Raw genomic sequence first — 17,913 nt, forward strand, 5'->3', positions numbered from 1 at the left:
ACATCCTCCCGTTTTTATTATCGTTTATCTATTCGAGTCGTTAAACTATCACCAATCCACTGAATTAAAAATACAACTAGTAATACACAAATTGTCGCAACGATTGTTACATCGTTATTTCCCCTTTGGAATCCTTCTAAGTAAGCAAGTGTTCCAAGGCCACCAGCACCAACAACTCCCGCCATTGCTGTATAGCCTACTAAAGCAATTGTTGTAACCGTAATACCAGATACTAATGCTGGTAACGATTCTGGAATCAATACTTTTAAAATAATTGTGCTTGTTTTTGCTCCCATTGCTTTTGAAGCTTCAATTACACCTTTATCAATTTCGCGAAGTGCGATTTCAACCATTCTCGCGTAGAATGGTGCCGCCCCAATAATTAAAGCTGGCAGCGCTGCACTTGCTCCAAGAATTGTTCCAAGAAGAATCTTTGTGAATGGGATTAATAAAATAATTAAAATGATGAACGGTATAGAACGGAATATATTTACGAATGCTCCAATCACCGTATTAATTGATTTGTTTTCCCATAAATTATCTTTCGCTGTCATGAAAAGTAACAATCCTAAAATTAGTCCTAAAACAAATGTCGCAAGAGCTGCGATTGCCGTCATATATAACGTTTCACCAGTTGCTTCTAACATTTGATTCCAATCAACATTTGCAAGTAACTTATCCATGTGCAATCACCTCCAGCTCTACTTGATCTTGATGAATTCCTTCTATTGCTTGCTGGATCGCTGTTTCCTCACCATTTAAATGAACAACTAAACTACCGTAAGAACCGTTATTCGTTTGTGCGATATTTCCTTGCAAAATGCTAACTTCTATATCACTGCGTTGCATCAATCGTTGAAGCACTGGTCTTTCTACAGCCTCACCGATAAACTGCAAACGAATCACTTTTCCATCTGGATATTTTTCAATTAAACTTTCAATCGTTTCATTTGTATCTTCAGAATCTGTTAACTGCTGTACAAATCGTTTCGTAATATCTTGCTTCGGATTACGGAATACATCAAGTACTGGACCCGTTTCTACAATCTTTCCTCTCTCCATTACCGCCACTCGATTACAAATCTTTCGAATTACGTGCATCTCATGTGTAATGAGTACAATTGTTAAACCAAGGCGCTTATTAATGTCTAATAGTAAATCCAAAATTTGATCTGTCGTTTCTGGATCAAGAGCTGACGTTGCTTCATCACATAAAAGTACTTGTGGGTTGTTAGCTAATGCTCTTGCAATCCCAACGCGTTGTTTTTGTCCCCCGCTCAGCTGAGATGGGTACGCGTCTCCTCTTCCTTCTAATCCAACAAGATGAATTAATTCATCAACACGTTTTCTTCTCTTCGTTTTATCAACACCTGCAATTTCAAGTGGAAACTCTATATTTTCACGTACAGTTCGTGACCAAAGTAAGTTGAAGTGCTGAAAAATCATTCCGATTTCTTGCCTTGCCTTACGAAGTTCACTTCCTGTAATTGCTGATATGACACGATTCGCAATTGTAATTTGGCCAGAAGTCGGTTTCTCTAACTGATTAAACAATCTGATTAAAGAACTTTTCCCAGCGCCGCTATATCCGATAACACCAAATATTTCGCCTTTTTCTATTTTTAAATTGGCGTTATCTACAGCAGTGACATCACCGCTTTTCGCCTTATATATTTTCCTTACATTCTCTAATAGAATCATGATGTTCACCCCTTTTTTGTTTAGGTCGACTCCGCAATTTTTTATTTTTAATGCGTGTAGTCCACTGTTATCATTACTTTTATTATTTGAATGTCCTCCACATTCAAACAATAAAAAAACCTTTCTGCTTTAGAGAAGCAGAAAGGTTTATATGCGTATATAACAACATTATCCCTCTCTCTCATCTCTCAAAGCATTCGCTTTGCAGGAATTGGCACCATTTCAACATAAGTTGACGGTTGCCGGGCTTCACAGGGCACAGTCCCTCCACCTCTCTTGATAAGAGAAATCAGATTCAATTTTCGTCTGATTTGAAATTTATGAAATTGTCTATATTTTATGAATTGAATTGTATCAATATACGCTCACCATGTCAACAGAAATTTTCGCAAAAAATGAAACTTCAGAATTTTAAGCACCTACTGACATCGGTTTACATATATGAAACATCGATTCCACTAATAACATCGTTCGGTACGTTCCTGAATATTGTACACGTCCATCATTCATTAACATTTGCAATCGTACATTTCCATTCACCAATTGTTCTATATCCTTTTCGTCTAAGCAAATGATTTGTTCCGTTCCTCTTTCCTCATGTACCAGCTCTATATAATCTCTTGAAATTTGTAACGAACAACTTTCATCTCTAAAGCGGAAATTAACAGTTTTTTCTTCTTGTCTTAAAAGTGGTTCTAAATGATATTGACCATTAGCGTAATTTACAAATGATTGAAGCAAAGAATATAATCTCACCCTAAATCACATCCTTCATATCACTTTCTATTACATACCATTCCCTCTCACTAAAGAGCAATCCTGTTATTTTCGCTCGACAAATACTGTATCCACCCTGCATCTCGACATATTTCCCAAGAAATATGTCGAGGCGGCAAAAATTTTGCCGCCTACTTTAATTCCGTATATAAATATTCAACCGAATGAAATGCGTATATCTTCTTCATCAGTGTCCCATTTTCAAAAACAAGTAAACAAGGTACACTTTCAATCCCATACTCTTTCGCTAAATGCGGAGCATAATTTAAATCTAACATCCCAATTTTGAGGCCTTCAATTGTCATCTCAACGACTGTTAACATCTTTTTTGCTAATTGGCATGTTCCACACATTGGAGTATATACATATAACACTGTTTTTTCTTCATTCTCTATTAGGGCTGTAGCTTCGGCTCCTGTCCAATCGATCACTTCTATCATTCCTTACCGTAAATATTCTGTATAAACGTCAATGTCGGCTCCCCATAATACATTTGCTAAGTGTGTAGATGGCGCAGTTGCCACTTCTCGGTACGAGCGATCAATATAGATATGCTCGGCTTGCGGAAATTCTTTTCGAAATTGTTTCCTTAACTTTTCTCCAGCATCATCAGCATCCACTAGCACATACACTTCCTTATCAAAAAACTGATCAACGAGCTCATCCATTTTCGACAAACCAATTGTACCATTTGTACAAACAATTTCCACTGGTTCACGAATAATAGATTCAATCTTTCTTCTATCTGATGTACCTTCTACAATAATGACTTTTTCCACATAAATCATATGTCATCACCCGATCACCATATACTATACAACCTTGAACTTAGTATATAGTATATTCGTTATTTTCATGTTGTTTCCTGTTTATTTTTGCAAAAGAAAAGCGAAACCGACTGTTTAGCCCTGTTGGCTAAGGTTCTTCCGTACAGAAGACGCTTTTTGTCTTCTCGTGCAGAAGGTTCTTAGACATGAAGGGCTAGGAGTTGGAGCTAGACAATGAAAAGCGCAAGCGGCTCATTTAGATTGTGAGGGGGATGGAGCTTCTGACGTAGAGGCGCTTTTTGCCTTGTAGGAAGAAGCGAAGCCACCGAACAATCTAGTCGCTGGAGCTAGACAACGAAAAACAAAAACGGCTAGACCTGCATAAAGATTAAACGAAAAAGTTTTTTCAAAAAACGTTCTCCTACACGATAATTAGTATATGATTCTACATTCATTATTTTACACAAAATAAAAAAGGACAGCACAAAGGCTGTCCTTTAGTCGACTATAATTAGTCTTGGTTTGTCATTTCTGCATATTTTTCTGCAGTTAATAACTTCTCAACTTGGCTTGCATCAGAAAGTTCAACTTTAACCATCCATGCACCCTCGTATGGAGATTCGTTAACAAGTTCTGGTTGGTCACTTAATTCTTCGTTTACTGCTACAACTTTACCGCTTACAGGTGCGTATAACTCAGAAACTGTTTTAACAGATTCTACGCTTCCGAATGGCTCGTCAGCTTCGATTGTTGCACCTACTTCAGGAAGTTCAACGAATACGATATCACCTAGCTCACCTTGTGCAAAGTGAGTGATACCGATAACAACTTCATTACCTTCAGTTTTTACCCATTCGTGTTCTTCAGAGTAACGTAAATTATTTGGAATGCTCATGACTGTACCTCCAGTGAATGTATTAATTATGTAAAAATACCTTATTGGTACTTTTTCCACACACTTTCAAACTGCTCTTCGTTAAAACCAAGTGTTACATTCGTTCCATCTGTTACAATTGGACGTTTGATCAACATGCCATCAGATGCTAAAAGCTCATACATTTCGTCTTCGCTTGCATCTTTCAACTTATCTTTCAGACCAAGTTCACGGTAACGCATTCCACTTGTATTAAAGAATTTTTTTAATGGTAATTCACTTTTTTCATGTAAATTACGTAAATCTTCTTTTGATGGTGGATTTTCAACAATATGAATCATCTCATATGCTACATCGTTTGCCTCAAACCATTTCTTTGCCTTTTGACATGTGCCACACTTTGGATATGAATAAAATGTTACTGTCATAAATTCACCTACTTTTTTACTAACCTTTACCTTTATCATATAGAAAACGTTTTATTATTTCAAACCATTATTCGCTAAACTTTTACTTATTTCGTGATAATTTTTAATAATCCTGCGAATTTTTCTTATTTTTCCGCCATTTGTTAAGAAAAAAATAAATATATAAATTTTTTTAGATTCTGCACCAAACATATATCTTAAACAAGCGTTTGATTAATTTCTTATTTTTCTTTGTTAGCCTTTGAACTACATGAGTTTCTTTCTACCGAACATACAGCTTAAACAAACGTTTGATTAATTCTCCATTTTTCTTTGTTAACCTTTGAGCTGCATCGATTTCTTCCTACCGAACATACAGCTTAAACAAACGTTTGATTAATTTCTTATTTTTCTTTCTTAACCTTTGAACTACATGAGTTTCTTTCTACCGAACATACAGCTTAAACAAACGTTTATTTTTAAAAAATAAGAAGCCTTTTTTACAGGCTCCTTCATCATCGACTTAAGTAATCCGAAATGGTTTGAAATACTACTATATACATATTATGAATATTTCGATCGGAAACAGTATCATTATATAATCCCATACCCCAATATTGCCCTTCAGGGTTCCCCATATTTACAAACCCTTGCGTATAAGTCATCGTTTTATCCTTTGGGGTATTATCATAATCTAAATCCTTGTTAGTAAAAATTAAATACGGTCTATCTTGCAAACCAATAAAAAATACCGGCTTCTTTAACGATAAAAATAAGTCCGTATACTGCTCCTTTGATGCCTCTTTAAAGTATTCTTTCATAACGAAAAAACCATCAACTTTTGCTGATTTCTCCTGCATTTCTTCTAACTTTATACTTTCAAACTTTACATTCCTAAACGTATCTTTCGGCTTTTCTCCAACAACTCCAATTACGAGTGCTCTTCCGTTATATTCTAATTTTTCTCCTTCGTTATTCTTTGCACACCCAGCACCTACTAGGCATAACAATATAAAAACTAAAAAATATGATAAACGCTTCATTTAGCACCCTCACCCTTCTTTTTAGTCAAGTGACAAAAACGTAAGGTTAATTCAAGAAAATGTAAGTAAAATCGATAGCCCAATTCACGTTTCTATATTATAATCAATTGAATTTACTTACATTACTAAACATAGGAGATCAACATGAAGAAATTTAAACTTTCATCTTTTCTTCCGTTAAGTTATATACTTCTACTCGTACTCGTAAGTCCCCTTTACGACGTATTAAATAAATCGACTGTTCACGCAGTAGACGTTACAACTGTAGTAGATGATTGGATTCCATTTGTAAAAGCATTTATTATTCCTTATTTACTTTGGTTTCCATACTTATACGGCGCACTTATTTATTACTGCTTCGCTGACCGAAAGCAATATTATGTCACTTTAAGTAGTGTTATTTTTGGAAAACTTGCTTGTTTTTCTATTTATTATTTTTGGCAAACAACTGTACCGCGTCCGACTGTCGTTGGAACAGATGTATTTTCTGAACTAGTTCGCTATATTTATAGTATCGACCAGCCAGTAAACTGTTTCCCTAGCATTCACGTTCTTACTACATTTGTAATTATGTTAGCTGTCTTTAAGCGTAGAGAACAACATGCTTTTGAATATTACATCCTTACTTTCTTCGGTACACTTATTATTTTATCAACGCTATTTACGAAGCAACATGCCTTTGTAGATGCCGTTTCTGGAATGACACTTGCAAGCATACTTTACTTCGGCGTTCAACTCTTATTGGCCAAAGAACCAATAAGAGTTCCAGTAAAACAAAATCATAGAATGTAACATGACAAAAAAGCAGACTGTGGCTTCTCAGTCTGCTTTTATCTATTATTAAGGAGATTTTCAATTTAAGATTGCGGTACAGTCATATCACCAGAATGAATACGACCTGCTTTTTTAAGAGCAATGTAAAGTATATAAGAAACAGCTACTGGAATGACGATATAAGTAATTACCATGGCCGGGAGAACTTCCCATCCTTCGCTGGAAATTAAATTAATTGGTGCGATAAGAGAACTTAATCCAAGACCTGCAATTTCTTTTCCTGCTTCCAGTTGGAAAATTAATGCGGATACCGGACCAACTATAGCACTGGCGACGACAGTTGGGACGAGAATCATTGGATTTTTAGTGATATTTGGCAACTGTACTTTCGGAGTACAAAGAGCTTGAGCTAATATGCCACCTAAATTGTTTTCTTTTGCTGAGATGACAGAGAATCCGATAAACTGAGCGACGCATCCGGCAAGAGCTGCACCACCTGCAACACCGTCTAAGCTAAGTGCGATCGCTAACGCAGCTGATGAAGCTGGAGAGATAAGTAATAGTCCCCAAACTACTGCAATGACGATAGAAGCGATAAACGGGCTACCAGCTGAGCTATCTTTAATGAACGCTCCAACTGCATTTAAAACAGGAGTAATATTATGAGATAACCAAATACCAACTAAACCAGAACCTAATATGGCCGCAAATGGAACGAGCATCATATCTAAAGCAGTTTTTCCGCTTAAACGTTTACCAATATATACAGCTAAAGTTGCTGTTAATAAAGCACCGATTGGCTCACCTGTTTTAATAATTAGACCAGCTTCAGTAATTGAAATGGATCCGGCACCAATTGCTCCAGCCACCATAGCCGAGAAGATTACAAGACCATTTGCACCGAGCATAAAAGCAATTCCAGCACCAATGGCTGGTGCCATAAGTGATTTTGCAACAACTCCAATTGTAATAAGCAACGGAATATCAACAATTCTTCCTATATTTTCGATTAGTAAACCAATTCCGAGGGATACGAAAATACCTTGTGCGATACCAGCAGATGCTTTAAATACACGAGACATTATATATTCCTTCATTTGTTTCACCTTCTTCTATAAGTTAGTAACCAATTGTTTTCATATAATCACGTAAAATATCGTTTGATTTTGCGAATCGAGATTCTTCATCCTCTGTTAAATTGAGTTCTACAACTTCTCTTATACCGTCTCTAGTAATAATAGCTGGTACTCCTGTACAAATATCGTATTCACCGTACTCACCATCTAAAATGGCTGATACAGCAATGACACGGTGATCATCGTTAAAGATTGAACTCGCAATATACGCTAGAGAGTTTCCGATTCCGTAATAAGTAGTTCCTTTACGTTTATAAATTTCCCAGCCAGCTTTTGCAGTTTTCTCAACAATTTCATCTAAATCTATTTCTCCAAATCGTTCTTTTTGTTCTTCTAAAATTTGCAGAATTGGCTTTCCACCAACAGTTACATGAGACCAAGCAACCATTTGAGAATCACCATGTTCTCCTAATGAATACCCATGAATACTACGAGGGTCTACATGTAGCATTTCAGATAAAATTGTTCTTAAGCGAGAAGAATCTAGTGATGTACCAGTACCGATTACGCGATTTCTAGGTAATCCAGATAATTTCCAAACTTGATATGTAATAATATCAACTGGGTTCGATGCAAGTAAGAAAATACCATCAAATCCACTTTCCATTACGCCACCAACAACACTTTCCATAATCTTCGCACTCGCTCCTAAAGTATCTAAGCGACTTTGCCCTGGTTTTGGTGCTGGTCCTGCTGTAATAATGACAATGTCCATATCTTTGCAGTCTTCATAGTTTCCTGCATATACTTTTGTTCTTGTATTTGTAAAGTTAATGCAATGTGATAAATCCATTGCTTCCCCAACTGCACGTTCATGATTTATATCAATTAATAATAGCTCTTCGCAAATACCTTGATTCACAATAGAATACGCACAACTTGATCCAACTAATCCAGTACCGATAATTGCAATTTTTCTTGTATGTCTTTTCATAGCAATCTCTCCTAATTGATCATATAATCTATTTCTTTTGCTCTTTACACTCCTAATTATAGAGGTTCTCACGATAGAAACCATGGATACTTTGTGAAATATTGAACAAAGTTTTTGTCCTTTTTGTGAATTGTTATATTCCATTTTCGTCATATTTGTTACAACTGGAAAAATATTTATTATGTATTTATTGACATATACAAAAAGAAAACGAGCGAATAAATTCGCTCGTTTTCTTTTCACTATTGTTCCGCACTTAATTGACTTTTTAATTGCTGTACAATCATTGGATTAGCAGGTGCTGCCGGTTTGTAATAACTCTTTTGCTTTGCGTACTCATACATATTACGTTGGCGCGCCTCGTCTTGATTACGAATTTGAATTAACGTTTGATGTAACTGTTCATTATCAGACTGAGCAATATAATTTGCATAGCTTGTTAAACTTGCATTCAATCCTGCTAAATAATCATTTACCATATCTTTTTCATTCATCTTTCTCTTCCTCCTATCCTAGGAAAGTCATTAATTGCTGTTTCGTATTTCGTGCATCTTGCGCATCTTTTTGTAGCATTTGTTTCAGTTGTGGATCTGTACACGTCTGTGCATACTGCTCCAACTTGTTAATAATTGTTGCGTGTCCACCAATTAAATGACGTAAGTTTTCTACTTCAAGCTCTGTTAAGTTTTGCATATAACATACCCGCCTTTCTTTGTTCATTCATCATTAGTATTTGGTTCTTTTTGGATTGTATTCATCAACTTTTCGCACATATAAACAAAATAAAAGATGAATAGCTAGGCCATTCATCTTTTATGCTAAATATTCATTCAATTTTATAAAGAAACAATCATACTTATACTCACAAGTAGGTTCCATACAATATGTAAAATGATGCTAGGTAAAATAGATTGTGTTTTCTTATATAACATAGCAAATACAATCCCCATAATCATTGCCGTAACCGGAAAACCACCATGAAGAATCCCAAAGATAAAGGAAGAAATAATGATACCAACTAGAAAACTATATTTCTTTTCAAAAAATCGATACAAAATACCTCTATATAAAATTTCTTCTTTAATTGGTGTAATTATAGCAACACTTAACACATATATAATACTTTGTAGACTATTTTGAAGTCCTAAGCTCCCTAATTGATCTCGTTGCTGCTCTGCACTTTCAAAGCTAAACAACTCTAACATTACATACTGAGTTAATGCAATGATGATAAAACCTATTAATAAATACAAGTAGGTTTTCCCATTTTTTAAAATAGATACATCCCATATGTTCTTAATAAAATGAAGCACTGGTTTATACGCAAATAAAACAATAGTAACAACAGCTGCATCAAATAGAAGTAAATAATATCCCTCTAAATTAGCACGTAATACCTCTTCTCCAAAAATCCCAAGGGCTAAAGCAAGGAATAATCCCCCTAAGAGTGAGAACCCTAGAATGCTTGCAATCGTTACAACTAGATTTTTATATGTTATGTTATCTACTTCTCTTTCTGCATTATACGCGTCTAATACTGTTTTTCTCATACTATTCCTCCATTTGTTTTCATTACCTTAACAAAAACCCTTTAATACAAATATATAGATAATATAACAAATTTTTCAAAAAGAATAATATGCAATTTTACATATCATGAAAGCTTTGTATTATATAGTTTTTGGAATTAGATTACTATAGAATAATTATTAGATGAAATTCCAAAAATTTCTTATATATCCACCATAACCCTCGCATCATATAAAACTTATTAGTTAAAGGAGCAATGAACATGAAAACACATGACTTCCTTACAGAAATCCAGAAGGGCTCTGAGCCTAGTCCATATCAAGATCCTATTGCTTTTATTTTCGTTTGCCTTTCCGTAGCTATATACACATTTTTCAAACCTGCTAAATAATATCATGTAATGAGAAAAAGCCTACCGCTCTTTTCGAATTATATGCACTAAAAAACCTTAGAATCACTTCTAAGGTTTTTGTTTGCCTCGCTTCTTATTCACGTAATCCTTTAATAAACGTTTCCAATAATACATGTAAACTTATATCCAGATCTAACGGCAAACCAAATCCGCCTTGCTGTTCAATCGAAGCAAATCCATGACAAATACTTCTGAATCCGCGTGTCGCATGAAGTGCATTCTCTCCTTCTAAGCCATACTGTTGTAAAACCTGAAGACAAAGCTTTACAATTCCGTCACCTGCTTTTCTTACTTCTTCATCTCGTAAAAAAGTTGCTTCATATAGTCCAGGATGTTTTCGGACAAATGCTACATACGCTTCTCCTAATGCATGAATTACTTCATCCATCTGTTTATCCTCGGCCGCTTCTTCCAGTTTGTTATGCAGCTGTTTTATTCCGTAAATACCAAGATTTTTCCGTACATCTTGTAACCCTTTTACATGATTATATAGTGAGGGCGAACGTATCCCTAACCTTTGCGCTAATGAAGCTAACGTTACTTCTTGTATTCCATTTGTATCTGCAATTTCTGCAGCTGTTTCTACAATTTTCTGCAATGTAAGTCCGATTCTCGGTGACATAAATTACCCCTCTTTCTTACTTTCTATATTCCGCTTCGCTTCCTTAATAGAAAGCTCTATGACGGCCCCTGGATTCTTTATCATTTTTCCGTGCCCTGCCGCAAGCAAGGAAGGTTCATATTCGCTTAGCTTCTGTGCACTTTGTAATGATATTTCTTTGCTCCACGTTGCCATCGCTGGAAACGGAAACCAAAATTTCATTTGTCCCGAAACAGCCATACCTCCTCTTGTTTGAAATGCATCCCCAACAATAAGAGCTTTATTTCGTACATCAAGAAACGACATGGATCCTGGTGTATGTCCCGGTGTCATAATTGCAAGAAGCGATCCAACTCGGTCGCCATCTTCTAATAAAACATCAGGTACCGTTTTTACTTTTTTAGGTACACCGCCTTTTATCGGTATATTCGGTTCATCCTTTTGTAACGTCGTATCTCCTTCTAACAGCTTTGCGTCCCGCTTAGAAATATGGACTGGAACATGAGGAAGTACTTCCTTTAATGCATCTAATGCACCGATGTGATCATCATGCGCATGTGTTAATACAATCTTATTAATTGGTTTTCCTATTTTCTCAGCCGCCTGTAAAATACCTTTTGCGCTATATGGCAAAGCCGCGTCAATTAAAGTTAAACCATCTTCTTCCTCTACAAAGTAACAATTTACAGGAAACGCTCTTGGCAAAAATGACAATTGATATAACGTTTTTTCATGTATCATCCTCATAGTCCCATCTCCCTTTTCACAAAAACTAACACCATTAGTTTTATTATACTAATGCTATTAGTTTTATGTCACTAAAAATTTCTTTTTTTCAAAAAAAAGAACAGTAGCCGTATAAACGACTACTGTTCTTTAAAGATATTAAACTGTGTAACGCTCATCTTCTAAAATTTTCGCAGCGATTTCACGTTTCTTCGGAATTACGTTAAGTGGTGTGTGGCGAGTTAATTTACGTAATGATGATAACATCATGCGCAGCATGTCGCCGTTTTCAACTGCGATAAGTGTTTCTTTCGCATCTGCTTCGATCTCGTTAAATGCTTCTTGGCAGAATACTTCAGTGTATAACACTTTTTGTTTATTCTTTTCAAGACCAGTTGTTTTGATTGCTTTTTCTGTACGAAGAACAGCTGATTCCATTGCGTATAGATTGCTTACGATGTCAGCGATATTCACAAGAATTTCTTGCTCTTTATCTAATGCTTTACCGTATTTTTGAGCAGCTAATCCAGCTACCATTAAGCCGATTTTCTTCGCGTTAGTTACTAAATATTTTTGAAGTGCTAATGGCTCATCGCCTACTTCTTCTGGCATCATCATCATTAACTCTTCTTGTAATTTTTGTGCTTTTTGAAGAAGTGGTAATTCACCTTTCATCGCTTTACGTAAGAACGTACCTGGTACGATTAGGCGGTTAATTTCGTTCGTTCCTTCGAAAATACGGTTAATACGAGAATCGCGGTACATTCTTTCAATCTCGTATTCTGCCATGAATCCGTAACCACCGTGAATTTGAACACCTTCATCTACTGTATAGTCTAATACTTCAGAACCGAATACTTTGTTTAAAGAGCACTCGATTGCATATTCAGCGATAGAAGCTGCTACCGCTTTACCGTCTTTTACTTCTTCTTCAGATAATGTGCTCATGCGGCTTTCGAATAAACCTACTGTACGATATACAGAACTTTCAGCTGCATATGTTTTTGCTGCCATATTCGCAAGTTTCTCTTGAATTAATGGGAAGCGAGCGATTGGTTGCTTGAACTGTTGACGTTGGTTTGCATATTGTGCTGAAATTTCTACTGCACGTTTTGCAGATCCAACTGTACCAACACCTAATTTATAACGACCGATATTTAAAATGTTGAATGCGATAATATGACCTTTACCGATTTCACCAAGTAGGTTTTCTTTCGGTACTAACGCATCTTCTAAAATTAACGTACGAGTTGAAGAACATTTAATACCCATTTTCTTCTCTTCAGGGCTTGTAGATACACCAGCGTATTCTTTCTCTACGATAAATGCTGAGAAATGCTCTCCATCAATTTTTGCATATACAACGAATACGTCAGCGAATGCAGAGTTTGTAATCCACTGTTTTTCACCGTTTAATACATAATGTGTACCTTCTGCATTTAAACGTGCAGTTGTTTTTGCGCCTAATGCGTCAGATCCTGAACCTGGCTCAGTTAATGCGTATGCAGCTAATTTTTCACCAGTTGCAAGTAATGGTAAATACTTTTTCTTTTGCTCTTCGTTACCGAATAATACGATTGGTAAAGATCCGATACCTACGTGAGCACCGTGAGTGATTGCAAAGCCGCCAGCGCGAGAGAATTTCTCTGCGATTAACGCTGAGCTTACTTTATCAAGACCAATTCCGCCGTACTCTTCTGGTACGTCAGCGCCTAATAAACCAAGCTCCCCAGCTTCTTTTAAAAGACGAACTGAACGATCAAATTCATGTTGCTCTAAATATTCAAGCTCTGGAAGAACTTCATTTACGATAAAGTCCTCTGTCGTTTTTGCAATCATTTTATGCTCAGATGAAAAATCTTCTGGCGTAAACACTTGATCAATCGTAATCTCATCAACTAAAAAGCTACCGCCTTTAACCGCATTTCCTACTGTTTTTTCCATGAAAATTTCCTCCTTCATATTTTCATGAGCAGCTTCTCTCTTTTTGAAAGAAGCTGGCTCTCCCGTTTATTTTTTATAAACCTTTGTTGCTTCCATTCTTTGCTTTAGCGTCGTCTCGTTCTGAGCGAACTGCTTGCACTTTTTTTATAATCCAGTTCCAGCGGCTAGAATGTTCGGTGGCTTCGCTTCTTCCTACGAGGCAAAGAGCGCCTCTACGTCTGAAGCTCCATCCCCCTCACATTCTGAACAAGCCGCTTCCACTTTTTTTATAGTAATTCAAACACTCCCGCTGCTCCCATTCCGCCGCCAATACACATTGTTACGATACCGAATTGTTCGTTGCGGCGTTTCATTTCGTGAATAAGAGATAGTGTTAGTTTTGCTCCTGTACAGCCAAGTGGATGTCCAAGTGCGATTGCACCACCGTTTACGTTTACTTTTTCTTCATCTAAACCAAGTTCACGAATAACTTGAATCGATTGAGAAGCGAATGCTTCATTTAGTTCGAATAAGCCAATATCAGATAGCTCTAAGCCAGCTAGTTTTAACGCTTTTGGAATTGCAGCGATTGGGCCGATTCCCATTACTTCTGGTGGTACGCCAGCTACTGCAAATGAACGGAATTTCGCAAGTGGCTTCATGCCATCGCTCACTGCTTTTTCACGATCCATTAATAGTACAGATGCTGCACCGTCACTCATTTGTGAAGAGTTACCAGCTGTTACAGAACCGCGAACGTTAAATGCTGGACGTAATTTACCTAAAATGTCTAGCGTCGTCTCTGCTCTTACACCTTCATCTTGTGCGAAAATGATTGTTTCTTCTTGCAGTTTATTGTTTGAGCCAACCGAGCGTAACGTCACATCTACAGATACTGTTTCATCAGCAAAGTTTCCTGCCGCTAATGCTTTGGCAGCACGTTGATGACTTCTTACTGCAAATGCATCTTGCTCTTCACGAGAAATTCCATATTTCACAGCAACTTGCTCTGCTGTATGTCCCATACCCATATAATATTCCGGAGCCGCTTCTACAAGGCGACTATTCGGACGAACAACGTGTCCCATCATTGGAACTAAACTCATTGATTCCGCTCCGCCTGATAATACAGCTTCAGAGTGACCAAGCATAATGCGCTCTGCTCCGTAAGCGATACTTTGTAAACCAGAAGAACAGTAACGGTTAATTGTAATAGCTGGAACATCGTAAGAAAGTCCTGCTAGTCCGCCGATATTACGAGCCATATTTAAACCTTGTTCTGCTTCTGGCATCGCACAACCGAAAATTAAATCATCGATTGGTCCTTCATAATTTGCACGCTTTAACGTTTCCTTTACTACTAACGCCCCTAGATCGTCAGGACGAACTGTTTTTAATGAACCCCTCTTTGCTTTTCCAATTGGTGTTCTTGCTCCCGCAACAATGACAGCTTCTCTCATGAACGATATCTCCCCTCGTTATTAGTTACGTAATGGCTTTCCTTTTACAAGCATGTGCTGCATTCTTGCTTGTGATTTCATCTCACTTACTAAGCTAATAAATGCTTCACGTTCTACATCTAATAAATACTGCTCATCAACTTCTGTTCCGTACGGCACTTTTCCGCCCGCAATGACATATGCAAGTTTCTTCGCAATGTGAAGATCATGTTCAGAAATGTAACCTGATAAATGCATTGCTTCTGCACCAAGTACAAGAGTTGCATATCCTGTTTCACCAACAACTGGTATCTTTTTACGAATCGGTGCTTTATAGCCCGCTTCATATAAAGCAAGTGCTTTCTGTTTCGCATCATATAGTAAGTGATCACCATTCACACTAATACCGTCTTTATCGCCTAAGAAGTTGTTCGATACAGCTTCTTGTGCTGATGTAGAAACTTTCGCCATCGCTACAGATTCGAACACTTTATTCGCAACTTTTTGCAGATCAAACTCTACACCGTTTGGCATTTTATTTAAGTGTTTAATGTATAGCTCTTTATTACCGCCTCCGCCAGGGATTAAGCCAACACCAACTTCTACTAAGCCCATATACGTTTCACTAGAAGCTTGAATGCTAGCTGCTGGTAAGCAAACTTCTGTACCTCCGCCAAGCGTCATACCGTATGGTGCTGCTACAACTGGCTTAGAAGAGTACTTAATTTTCGTCATTGCATCTTGGAAGTTTTTCACAACCAACTCAATTTCAAAGTAATTGTCGTCTTGTGCTTCCATTAAGATCATTGCTAGGTTCGCACCAACGCAGAAGTTCTTCGATTGGTTACCGATAACAAGACCTTTATAATTCTTTTCTACTTCATCAACAGCGTAGTTAATCATTTGCGTAATATCCATACCGATTGCATTGCTCTTCGAATGGAACTCTAAGCAAAGGATGCCGTCGCCTAAATCAATTAAGCTCGCTCCGCTATTTTTCTTTAATACACCATTTTTCGCTTTTAATTGCTTAAGAGAAATTGCTTTTTTATTACGCTCGATTAGCTTATATTCGCCATTATCGTAATAGTAGCTATCGCCGTTATCATGTTTATAGAAAGTAGTGAAACCTTTCTCTAACATTTCTTTCACCCAAGTAGGAACAACTACGCCGTTTTCTTCCATCTTTTGAACAGATTTTTCAACGCCGATTGCATCCCACACTTCAAACGGTCCTTGCTCCCAGCCGAAGCCCCACTTCATCGCTTGGTCAATTGCAACGATATCGTCAGCAATTTCTTTATGAAGTTTTGCAGAGTATAAAAGAGTTGGTGTAATGATGTTCCATAATAACTCTCCTGCGCGGTCTTTTGCGTATACAAGCGCTTTCAATTTATTCGCTAATCCTTTTTCTTGTTTACTTAACTCTACGGATGCAGCTTTTAATTTTTTACGCGCTTCATATTCCATCGTTTCAGGATTTAATTCTAAAATTTCTTTTCCTTGTTTTAAGAAGAAGCCTTGACCTGTTTTGCTTCCAAGCCATTTTTTATCAAGCATGTCATGCATGAAAGCTGGTACTTTAAATACATCACGCTCTTCTTCTTGCACATTTTCATATACGTTATTTGCAACGTGTACGAATGTATCTAAACCGACAACATCTAATGTGCGGAACGTTGCGCTCTTCGGACGACCAATAAGTGGGCCTGTTACAGAATCAACTTCCCCAATGCTGTAGCCGCGTTTTATCATCTCTTGAAGAGTTACTAATAAACCGTACGTACCGATGCGGTTTCCAATAAAGTTTGGTGTGTCTTTTGCGATAACAACGCCTTTTCCAAGAACGTCTTCGCCAAATAGTTTCATGAAGCTTAATACTTGTGGATCTGTTTCTTTCGTCGGTATTACCTCTAGAAGTTTTAAATATCGTGGTGGGTTAAAAAAGTGTGTGCCTAAGAAGTGTTTCTGGAAGTCGTCTGAACGACCTTCTGCCATTTTTTCAACTGAAATGCCTGACGTATTCGAGCTTACAATTGAGCCTGGTTTACGAACAGCGTCTACTTTTTCAAATAATTTCTTTTTAATATCTAAGTTTTCAACTACTACTTCAATAATCCAATCTACATCAGCTAGACGCTCAAGATCATCTTCTAAGTTACCTGCTTCAATCAGTGCTAGATTCCCTTTCACTGTCAGAGGAGCTGGTTTTTGCTTTAATAGTTTTTGCACAGCCGTATTACTAAAACGATTTCTCACACTTTTATGTTCTAATGTAAGTCCCTTCGCTTCTTCTTCTTTCGTAAGCGCAGGTGGTACAATATCAAGCAATAATGTCGGAATACCAATATTAGCTAAGTGTGCCGCAATTCCCGAACCCATTACGCCTGAACCTAGAACAGCAGCCTTTTTAATTTGGAACATCCAATTCTCCCCCTATTCTTGAATGAATGCTCATTCAATTTTTCGACATAAGTCGCAATCAATGAGTGAGCCTCTACTAATAAATATATGATACTGTTTAAATTTTCGCAATATATTTATTGATAAAATTTTCTGAAATAAATATTTTTCTTTCATTTGGCCATGCTATATATGTATTTTCTTCACTAAAATACACTTTTCCTTTTTATAATCTGACGAAACTGGAGGAATATATATGGCAAAACTTAAGAAGAACCCTTCAAAGGCTGGAATTAGTGCAGCTAGTGTAACTGGAAACGCAGGTCCACATAATCACGGTGTTGAAAAAGGACGCCAAGGTAATAACCAACAATATAAGAAGCATAATATGGGCGAAAAATAACGCTATATTTTTGGGCAGAGAACGTGGCATAATGATTAATGGCTGCTTTTTCTGCCCAATTTA

Annotated in this window: 20 protein-coding genes and 1 riboswitch; of the genes, 2 read left to right on the forward strand and 18 right to left on the reverse strand. The window is 36.9% G+C overall.

The features are described from left to right. Nucleotides 1-17: 17 nt before the first annotated feature. The 8 genes from AC1Q51_RS15660 to AC1Q51_RS15695 form a co-directional block, all read right to left on the reverse strand. Nucleotides 18-683, reverse strand: a complete 666-nt coding sequence (locus tag AC1Q51_RS15660) for a methionine ABC transporter permease (protein ID WP_000359401.1) — start codon at nucleotides 681-683, stop codon at nucleotides 18-20. Next, a complete protein-coding gene (locus AC1Q51_RS15665) occupies nucleotides 676-1,701 on the reverse strand; it encodes a methionine ABC transporter ATP-binding protein (RefSeq protein ID WP_000601791.1) in 1,026 nt (341 codons plus the stop codon). The genes AC1Q51_RS15660 and AC1Q51_RS15665 overlap by 8 nt, the downstream gene beginning before the upstream one ends. 178 nt (nucleotides 1,702-1,879) lie before the next feature. Further along, nucleotides 1,880-1,987, reverse strand: a riboswitch (SAM riboswitch). A gap of 125 nt (nucleotides 1,988-2,112) precedes the next feature. After that, nucleotides 2,113-2,457 carry a hypothetical protein gene (locus tag AC1Q51_RS15670; RefSeq protein WP_001242140.1) on the reverse strand — a complete coding sequence of 115 codons (345 nt, stop codon included), beginning with the start codon at nucleotides 2,455-2,457 and terminating at the stop codon, nucleotides 2,113-2,115. A 152-nt stretch (nucleotides 2,458-2,609) separates the two neighbouring features. Next, nucleotides 2,610-2,918, reverse strand: a complete 309-nt coding sequence (locus AC1Q51_RS15675; RefSeq protein WP_002025020.1) for a thioredoxin family protein — start codon at nucleotides 2,916-2,918, stop codon at nucleotides 2,610-2,612. Nucleotides 2,919-2,921: 3 nt separating this feature from the next. Next, complete coding sequence (locus AC1Q51_RS15680; RefSeq protein ID WP_000640870.1) at nucleotides 2,922-3,266, reverse strand: toprim domain-containing protein; 345 nt, start codon at nucleotides 3,264-3,266, stop codon at nucleotides 2,922-2,924. 490 nt (nucleotides 3,267-3,756) lie between these two features. Continuing rightward, a complete protein-coding gene (gcvH, locus tag AC1Q51_RS15685; protein ID WP_000026896.1) occupies nucleotides 3,757-4,140 on the reverse strand; it encodes a glycine cleavage system protein GcvH in 384 nt (127 codons plus the stop codon). 41 nt (nucleotides 4,141-4,181) lie between these two features. After that, a complete protein-coding gene (locus AC1Q51_RS15690; protein ID WP_000218968.1) occupies nucleotides 4,182-4,547 on the reverse strand; it encodes an arsenate reductase family protein in 366 nt (121 codons plus the stop codon). A gap of 494 nt (nucleotides 4,548-5,041) precedes the next feature. Further along, the gene (locus tag AC1Q51_RS15695; protein WP_000826910.1) at nucleotides 5,042-5,569 is read right to left on the reverse strand and encodes a hypothetical protein; all 528 of its coding nucleotides are present in this window, start codon (nucleotides 5,567-5,569) and stop codon (nucleotides 5,042-5,044) included. Nucleotides 5,570-5,713: 144 nt separating this feature from the next. On the opposite strand from AC1Q51_RS15695, the gene AC1Q51_RS15700 reads away from it, so the two are divergent. Next, nucleotides 5,714-6,361: a phosphatase PAP2 family protein gene (locus tag AC1Q51_RS15700; protein ID WP_492331592.1), complete on the forward strand. Its 648-nt coding sequence runs from the start codon at nucleotides 5,714-5,716 to the stop codon at nucleotides 6,359-6,361. A 65-nt stretch (nucleotides 6,362-6,426) separates the two neighbouring features. On the opposite strand, the gene AC1Q51_RS15705 is transcribed toward AC1Q51_RS15700, so the two are convergent. The 10 genes from AC1Q51_RS15705 to AC1Q51_RS15750 form a co-directional block, all read right to left on the reverse strand. Continuing rightward, complete coding sequence (locus AC1Q51_RS15705; protein WP_000666168.1) at nucleotides 6,427-7,440, reverse strand: PTS sugar transporter subunit IIC; 1,014 nt, start codon at nucleotides 7,438-7,440, stop codon at nucleotides 6,427-6,429. Nucleotides 7,441-7,462: 22 nt separating this feature from the next. Then, nucleotides 7,463-8,413: an L-lactate dehydrogenase gene (locus AC1Q51_RS15710; protein WP_046393068.1), complete on the reverse strand. Its 951-nt coding sequence runs from the start codon at nucleotides 8,411-8,413 to the stop codon at nucleotides 7,463-7,465. Between the two features lie 242 nt (nucleotides 8,414-8,655). Continuing rightward, nucleotides 8,656-8,907: a spore coat protein gene (locus AC1Q51_RS15715; protein ID WP_001002982.1), complete on the reverse strand. Its 252-nt coding sequence runs from the start codon at nucleotides 8,905-8,907 to the stop codon at nucleotides 8,656-8,658. 13 nt (nucleotides 8,908-8,920) lie between these two features. Next, nucleotides 8,921-9,106, reverse strand: coding sequence for a hypothetical protein (locus tag AC1Q51_RS15720; RefSeq protein ID WP_001180555.1), 186 nt, complete (start codon nucleotides 9,104-9,106; stop codon nucleotides 8,921-8,923). Nucleotides 9,107-9,249: 143 nt separating this feature from the next. Next, entirely contained in the window at nucleotides 9,250-9,963 is a 714-nt protein-coding gene (locus AC1Q51_RS15725; RefSeq protein WP_001232991.1) for a CPBP family intramembrane glutamic endopeptidase, read from the reverse strand. Nucleotides 9,964-10,428: 465 nt separating this feature from the next. Further along, nucleotides 10,429-10,977, reverse strand: coding sequence for a WHG domain-containing protein (locus AC1Q51_RS15730; RefSeq protein WP_168410380.1), 549 nt, complete (start codon nucleotides 10,975-10,977; stop codon nucleotides 10,429-10,431). Between the two features lie 3 nt (nucleotides 10,978-10,980). Continuing rightward, on the reverse strand, nucleotides 10,981-11,703 hold the full coding sequence (locus AC1Q51_RS15735) for an MBL fold metallo-hydrolase (protein WP_098365881.1): 723 nt from the start codon (nucleotides 11,701-11,703) through the stop codon (nucleotides 10,981-10,983). 138 nt (nucleotides 11,704-11,841) lie between these two features. Continuing rightward, nucleotides 11,842-13,626 (reverse strand): acyl-CoA dehydrogenase FadE, encoded by a 1,785-nt coding sequence (locus tag AC1Q51_RS15740; RefSeq protein ID WP_000416293.1) that lies wholly within the window; start codon nucleotides 13,624-13,626, stop codon nucleotides 11,842-11,844. Between the two features lie 266 nt (nucleotides 13,627-13,892). Beyond that, nucleotides 13,893-15,065 (reverse strand): acetyl-CoA C-acetyltransferase, encoded by a 1,173-nt coding sequence (locus AC1Q51_RS15745; RefSeq protein WP_001206331.1) that lies wholly within the window; start codon nucleotides 15,063-15,065, stop codon nucleotides 13,893-13,895. Between the two features lie 21 nt (nucleotides 15,066-15,086). Then, a complete protein-coding gene (locus AC1Q51_RS15750) occupies nucleotides 15,087-17,468 on the reverse strand; it encodes a 3-hydroxyacyl-CoA dehydrogenase/enoyl-CoA hydratase family protein (protein WP_272762795.1) in 2,382 nt (793 codons plus the stop codon). Between the two features lie 235 nt (nucleotides 17,469-17,703). Here AC1Q51_RS15750 and AC1Q51_RS15755 point away from each other — a divergent pair, with 235 nt between their 5' ends. Next, complete coding sequence (locus AC1Q51_RS15755) at nucleotides 17,704-17,850, forward strand: YuzL family protein (protein WP_001096344.1); 147 nt, start codon at nucleotides 17,704-17,706, stop codon at nucleotides 17,848-17,850. The last annotated feature ends 63 nt before the right edge of the window (nucleotides 17,851-17,913 follow it).

Source organism: Bacillus sp. MT94, from assembly GCF_058792475.1.

What these genes read in the sequence shown, in the direction of transcription:
- AC1Q51_RS15660 (WP_000359401.1), bottom strand. Translation starts at nt 683, where the DNA reads ATGGATAAGTTACTTGCAAATGTTGATTGGAATCAAATGTTAGAAGCA.
- AC1Q51_RS15665 (WP_000601791.1), bottom strand. Translation starts at nt 1,701, where the DNA reads ATGATTCTATTAGAGAATGTAAGGAAAATATATAAGGCGAAAAGCGGT.
- AC1Q51_RS15675 (WP_002025020.1), bottom strand. Translation starts at nt 2,918, where the DNA reads ATGATAGAAGTGATCGATTGGACAGGAGCCGAAGCTACAGCCCTAATA.
- AC1Q51_RS15680 (WP_000640870.1), bottom strand. Translation starts at nt 3,266, where the DNA reads ATGATTTATGTGGAAAAAGTCATTATTGTAGAAGGTACATCAGATAGA.
- gcvH (WP_000026896.1), bottom strand. Translation starts at nt 4,140, where the DNA reads ATGAGCATTCCAAATAATTTACGTTACTCTGAAGAACACGAATGGGTA.
- AC1Q51_RS15690 (WP_000218968.1), bottom strand. Translation starts at nt 4,547, where the DNA reads ATGACAGTAACATTTTATTCATATCCAAAGTGTGGCACATGTCAAAAG.
- AC1Q51_RS15695 (WP_000826910.1), bottom strand. Translation starts at nt 5,569, where the DNA reads ATGAAGCGTTTATCATATTTTTTAGTTTTTATATTGTTATGCCTAGTA.
- AC1Q51_RS15700 (WP_492331592.1), top strand. Translation starts at nt 5,714, where the DNA reads ATGAAGAAATTTAAACTTTCATCTTTTCTTCCGTTAAGTTATATACTT.
- AC1Q51_RS15705 (WP_000666168.1), bottom strand. Translation starts at nt 7,440, where the DNA reads ATGAAGGAATATATAATGTCTCGTGTATTTAAAGCATCTGCTGGTATC.
- AC1Q51_RS15710 (WP_046393068.1), bottom strand. Translation starts at nt 8,413, where the DNA reads ATGAAAAGACATACAAGAAAAATTGCAATTATCGGTACTGGATTAGTT.
- AC1Q51_RS15715 (WP_001002982.1), bottom strand. Translation starts at nt 8,907, where the DNA reads ATGAATGAAAAAGATATGGTAAATGATTATTTAGCAGGATTGAATGCA.
- AC1Q51_RS15720 (WP_001180555.1), bottom strand. Translation starts at nt 9,106, where the DNA reads ATGCAAAACTTAACAGAGCTTGAAGTAGAAAACTTACGTCATTTAATT.
- AC1Q51_RS15725 (WP_001232991.1), bottom strand. Translation starts at nt 9,963, where the DNA reads ATGAGAAAAACAGTATTAGACGCGTATAATGCAGAAAGAGAAGTAGAT.
- AC1Q51_RS15730 (WP_168410380.1), bottom strand. Translation starts at nt 10,977, where the DNA reads ATGTCACCGAGAATCGGACTTACATTGCAGAAAATTGTAGAAACAGCT.
- AC1Q51_RS15735 (WP_098365881.1), bottom strand. Translation starts at nt 11,703, where the DNA reads ATGAGGATGATACATGAAAAAACGTTATATCAATTGTCATTTTTGCCA.
- AC1Q51_RS15740 (WP_000416293.1), bottom strand. Translation starts at nt 13,626, where the DNA reads ATGGAAAAAACAGTAGGAAATGCGGTTAAAGGCGGTAGCTTTTTAGTT.
- AC1Q51_RS15745 (WP_001206331.1), bottom strand. Translation starts at nt 15,065, where the DNA reads ATGAGAGAAGCTGTCATTGTTGCGGGAGCAAGAACACCAATTGGAAAA.
- AC1Q51_RS15750 (WP_272762795.1), bottom strand. Translation starts at nt 17,468, where the DNA reads ATGTTCCAAATTAAAAAGGCTGCTGTTCTAGGTTCAGGCGTAATGGGT.
- AC1Q51_RS15755 (WP_001096344.1), top strand. Translation starts at nt 17,704, where the DNA reads ATGGCAAAACTTAAGAAGAACCCTTCAAAGGCTGGAATTAGTGCAGCT.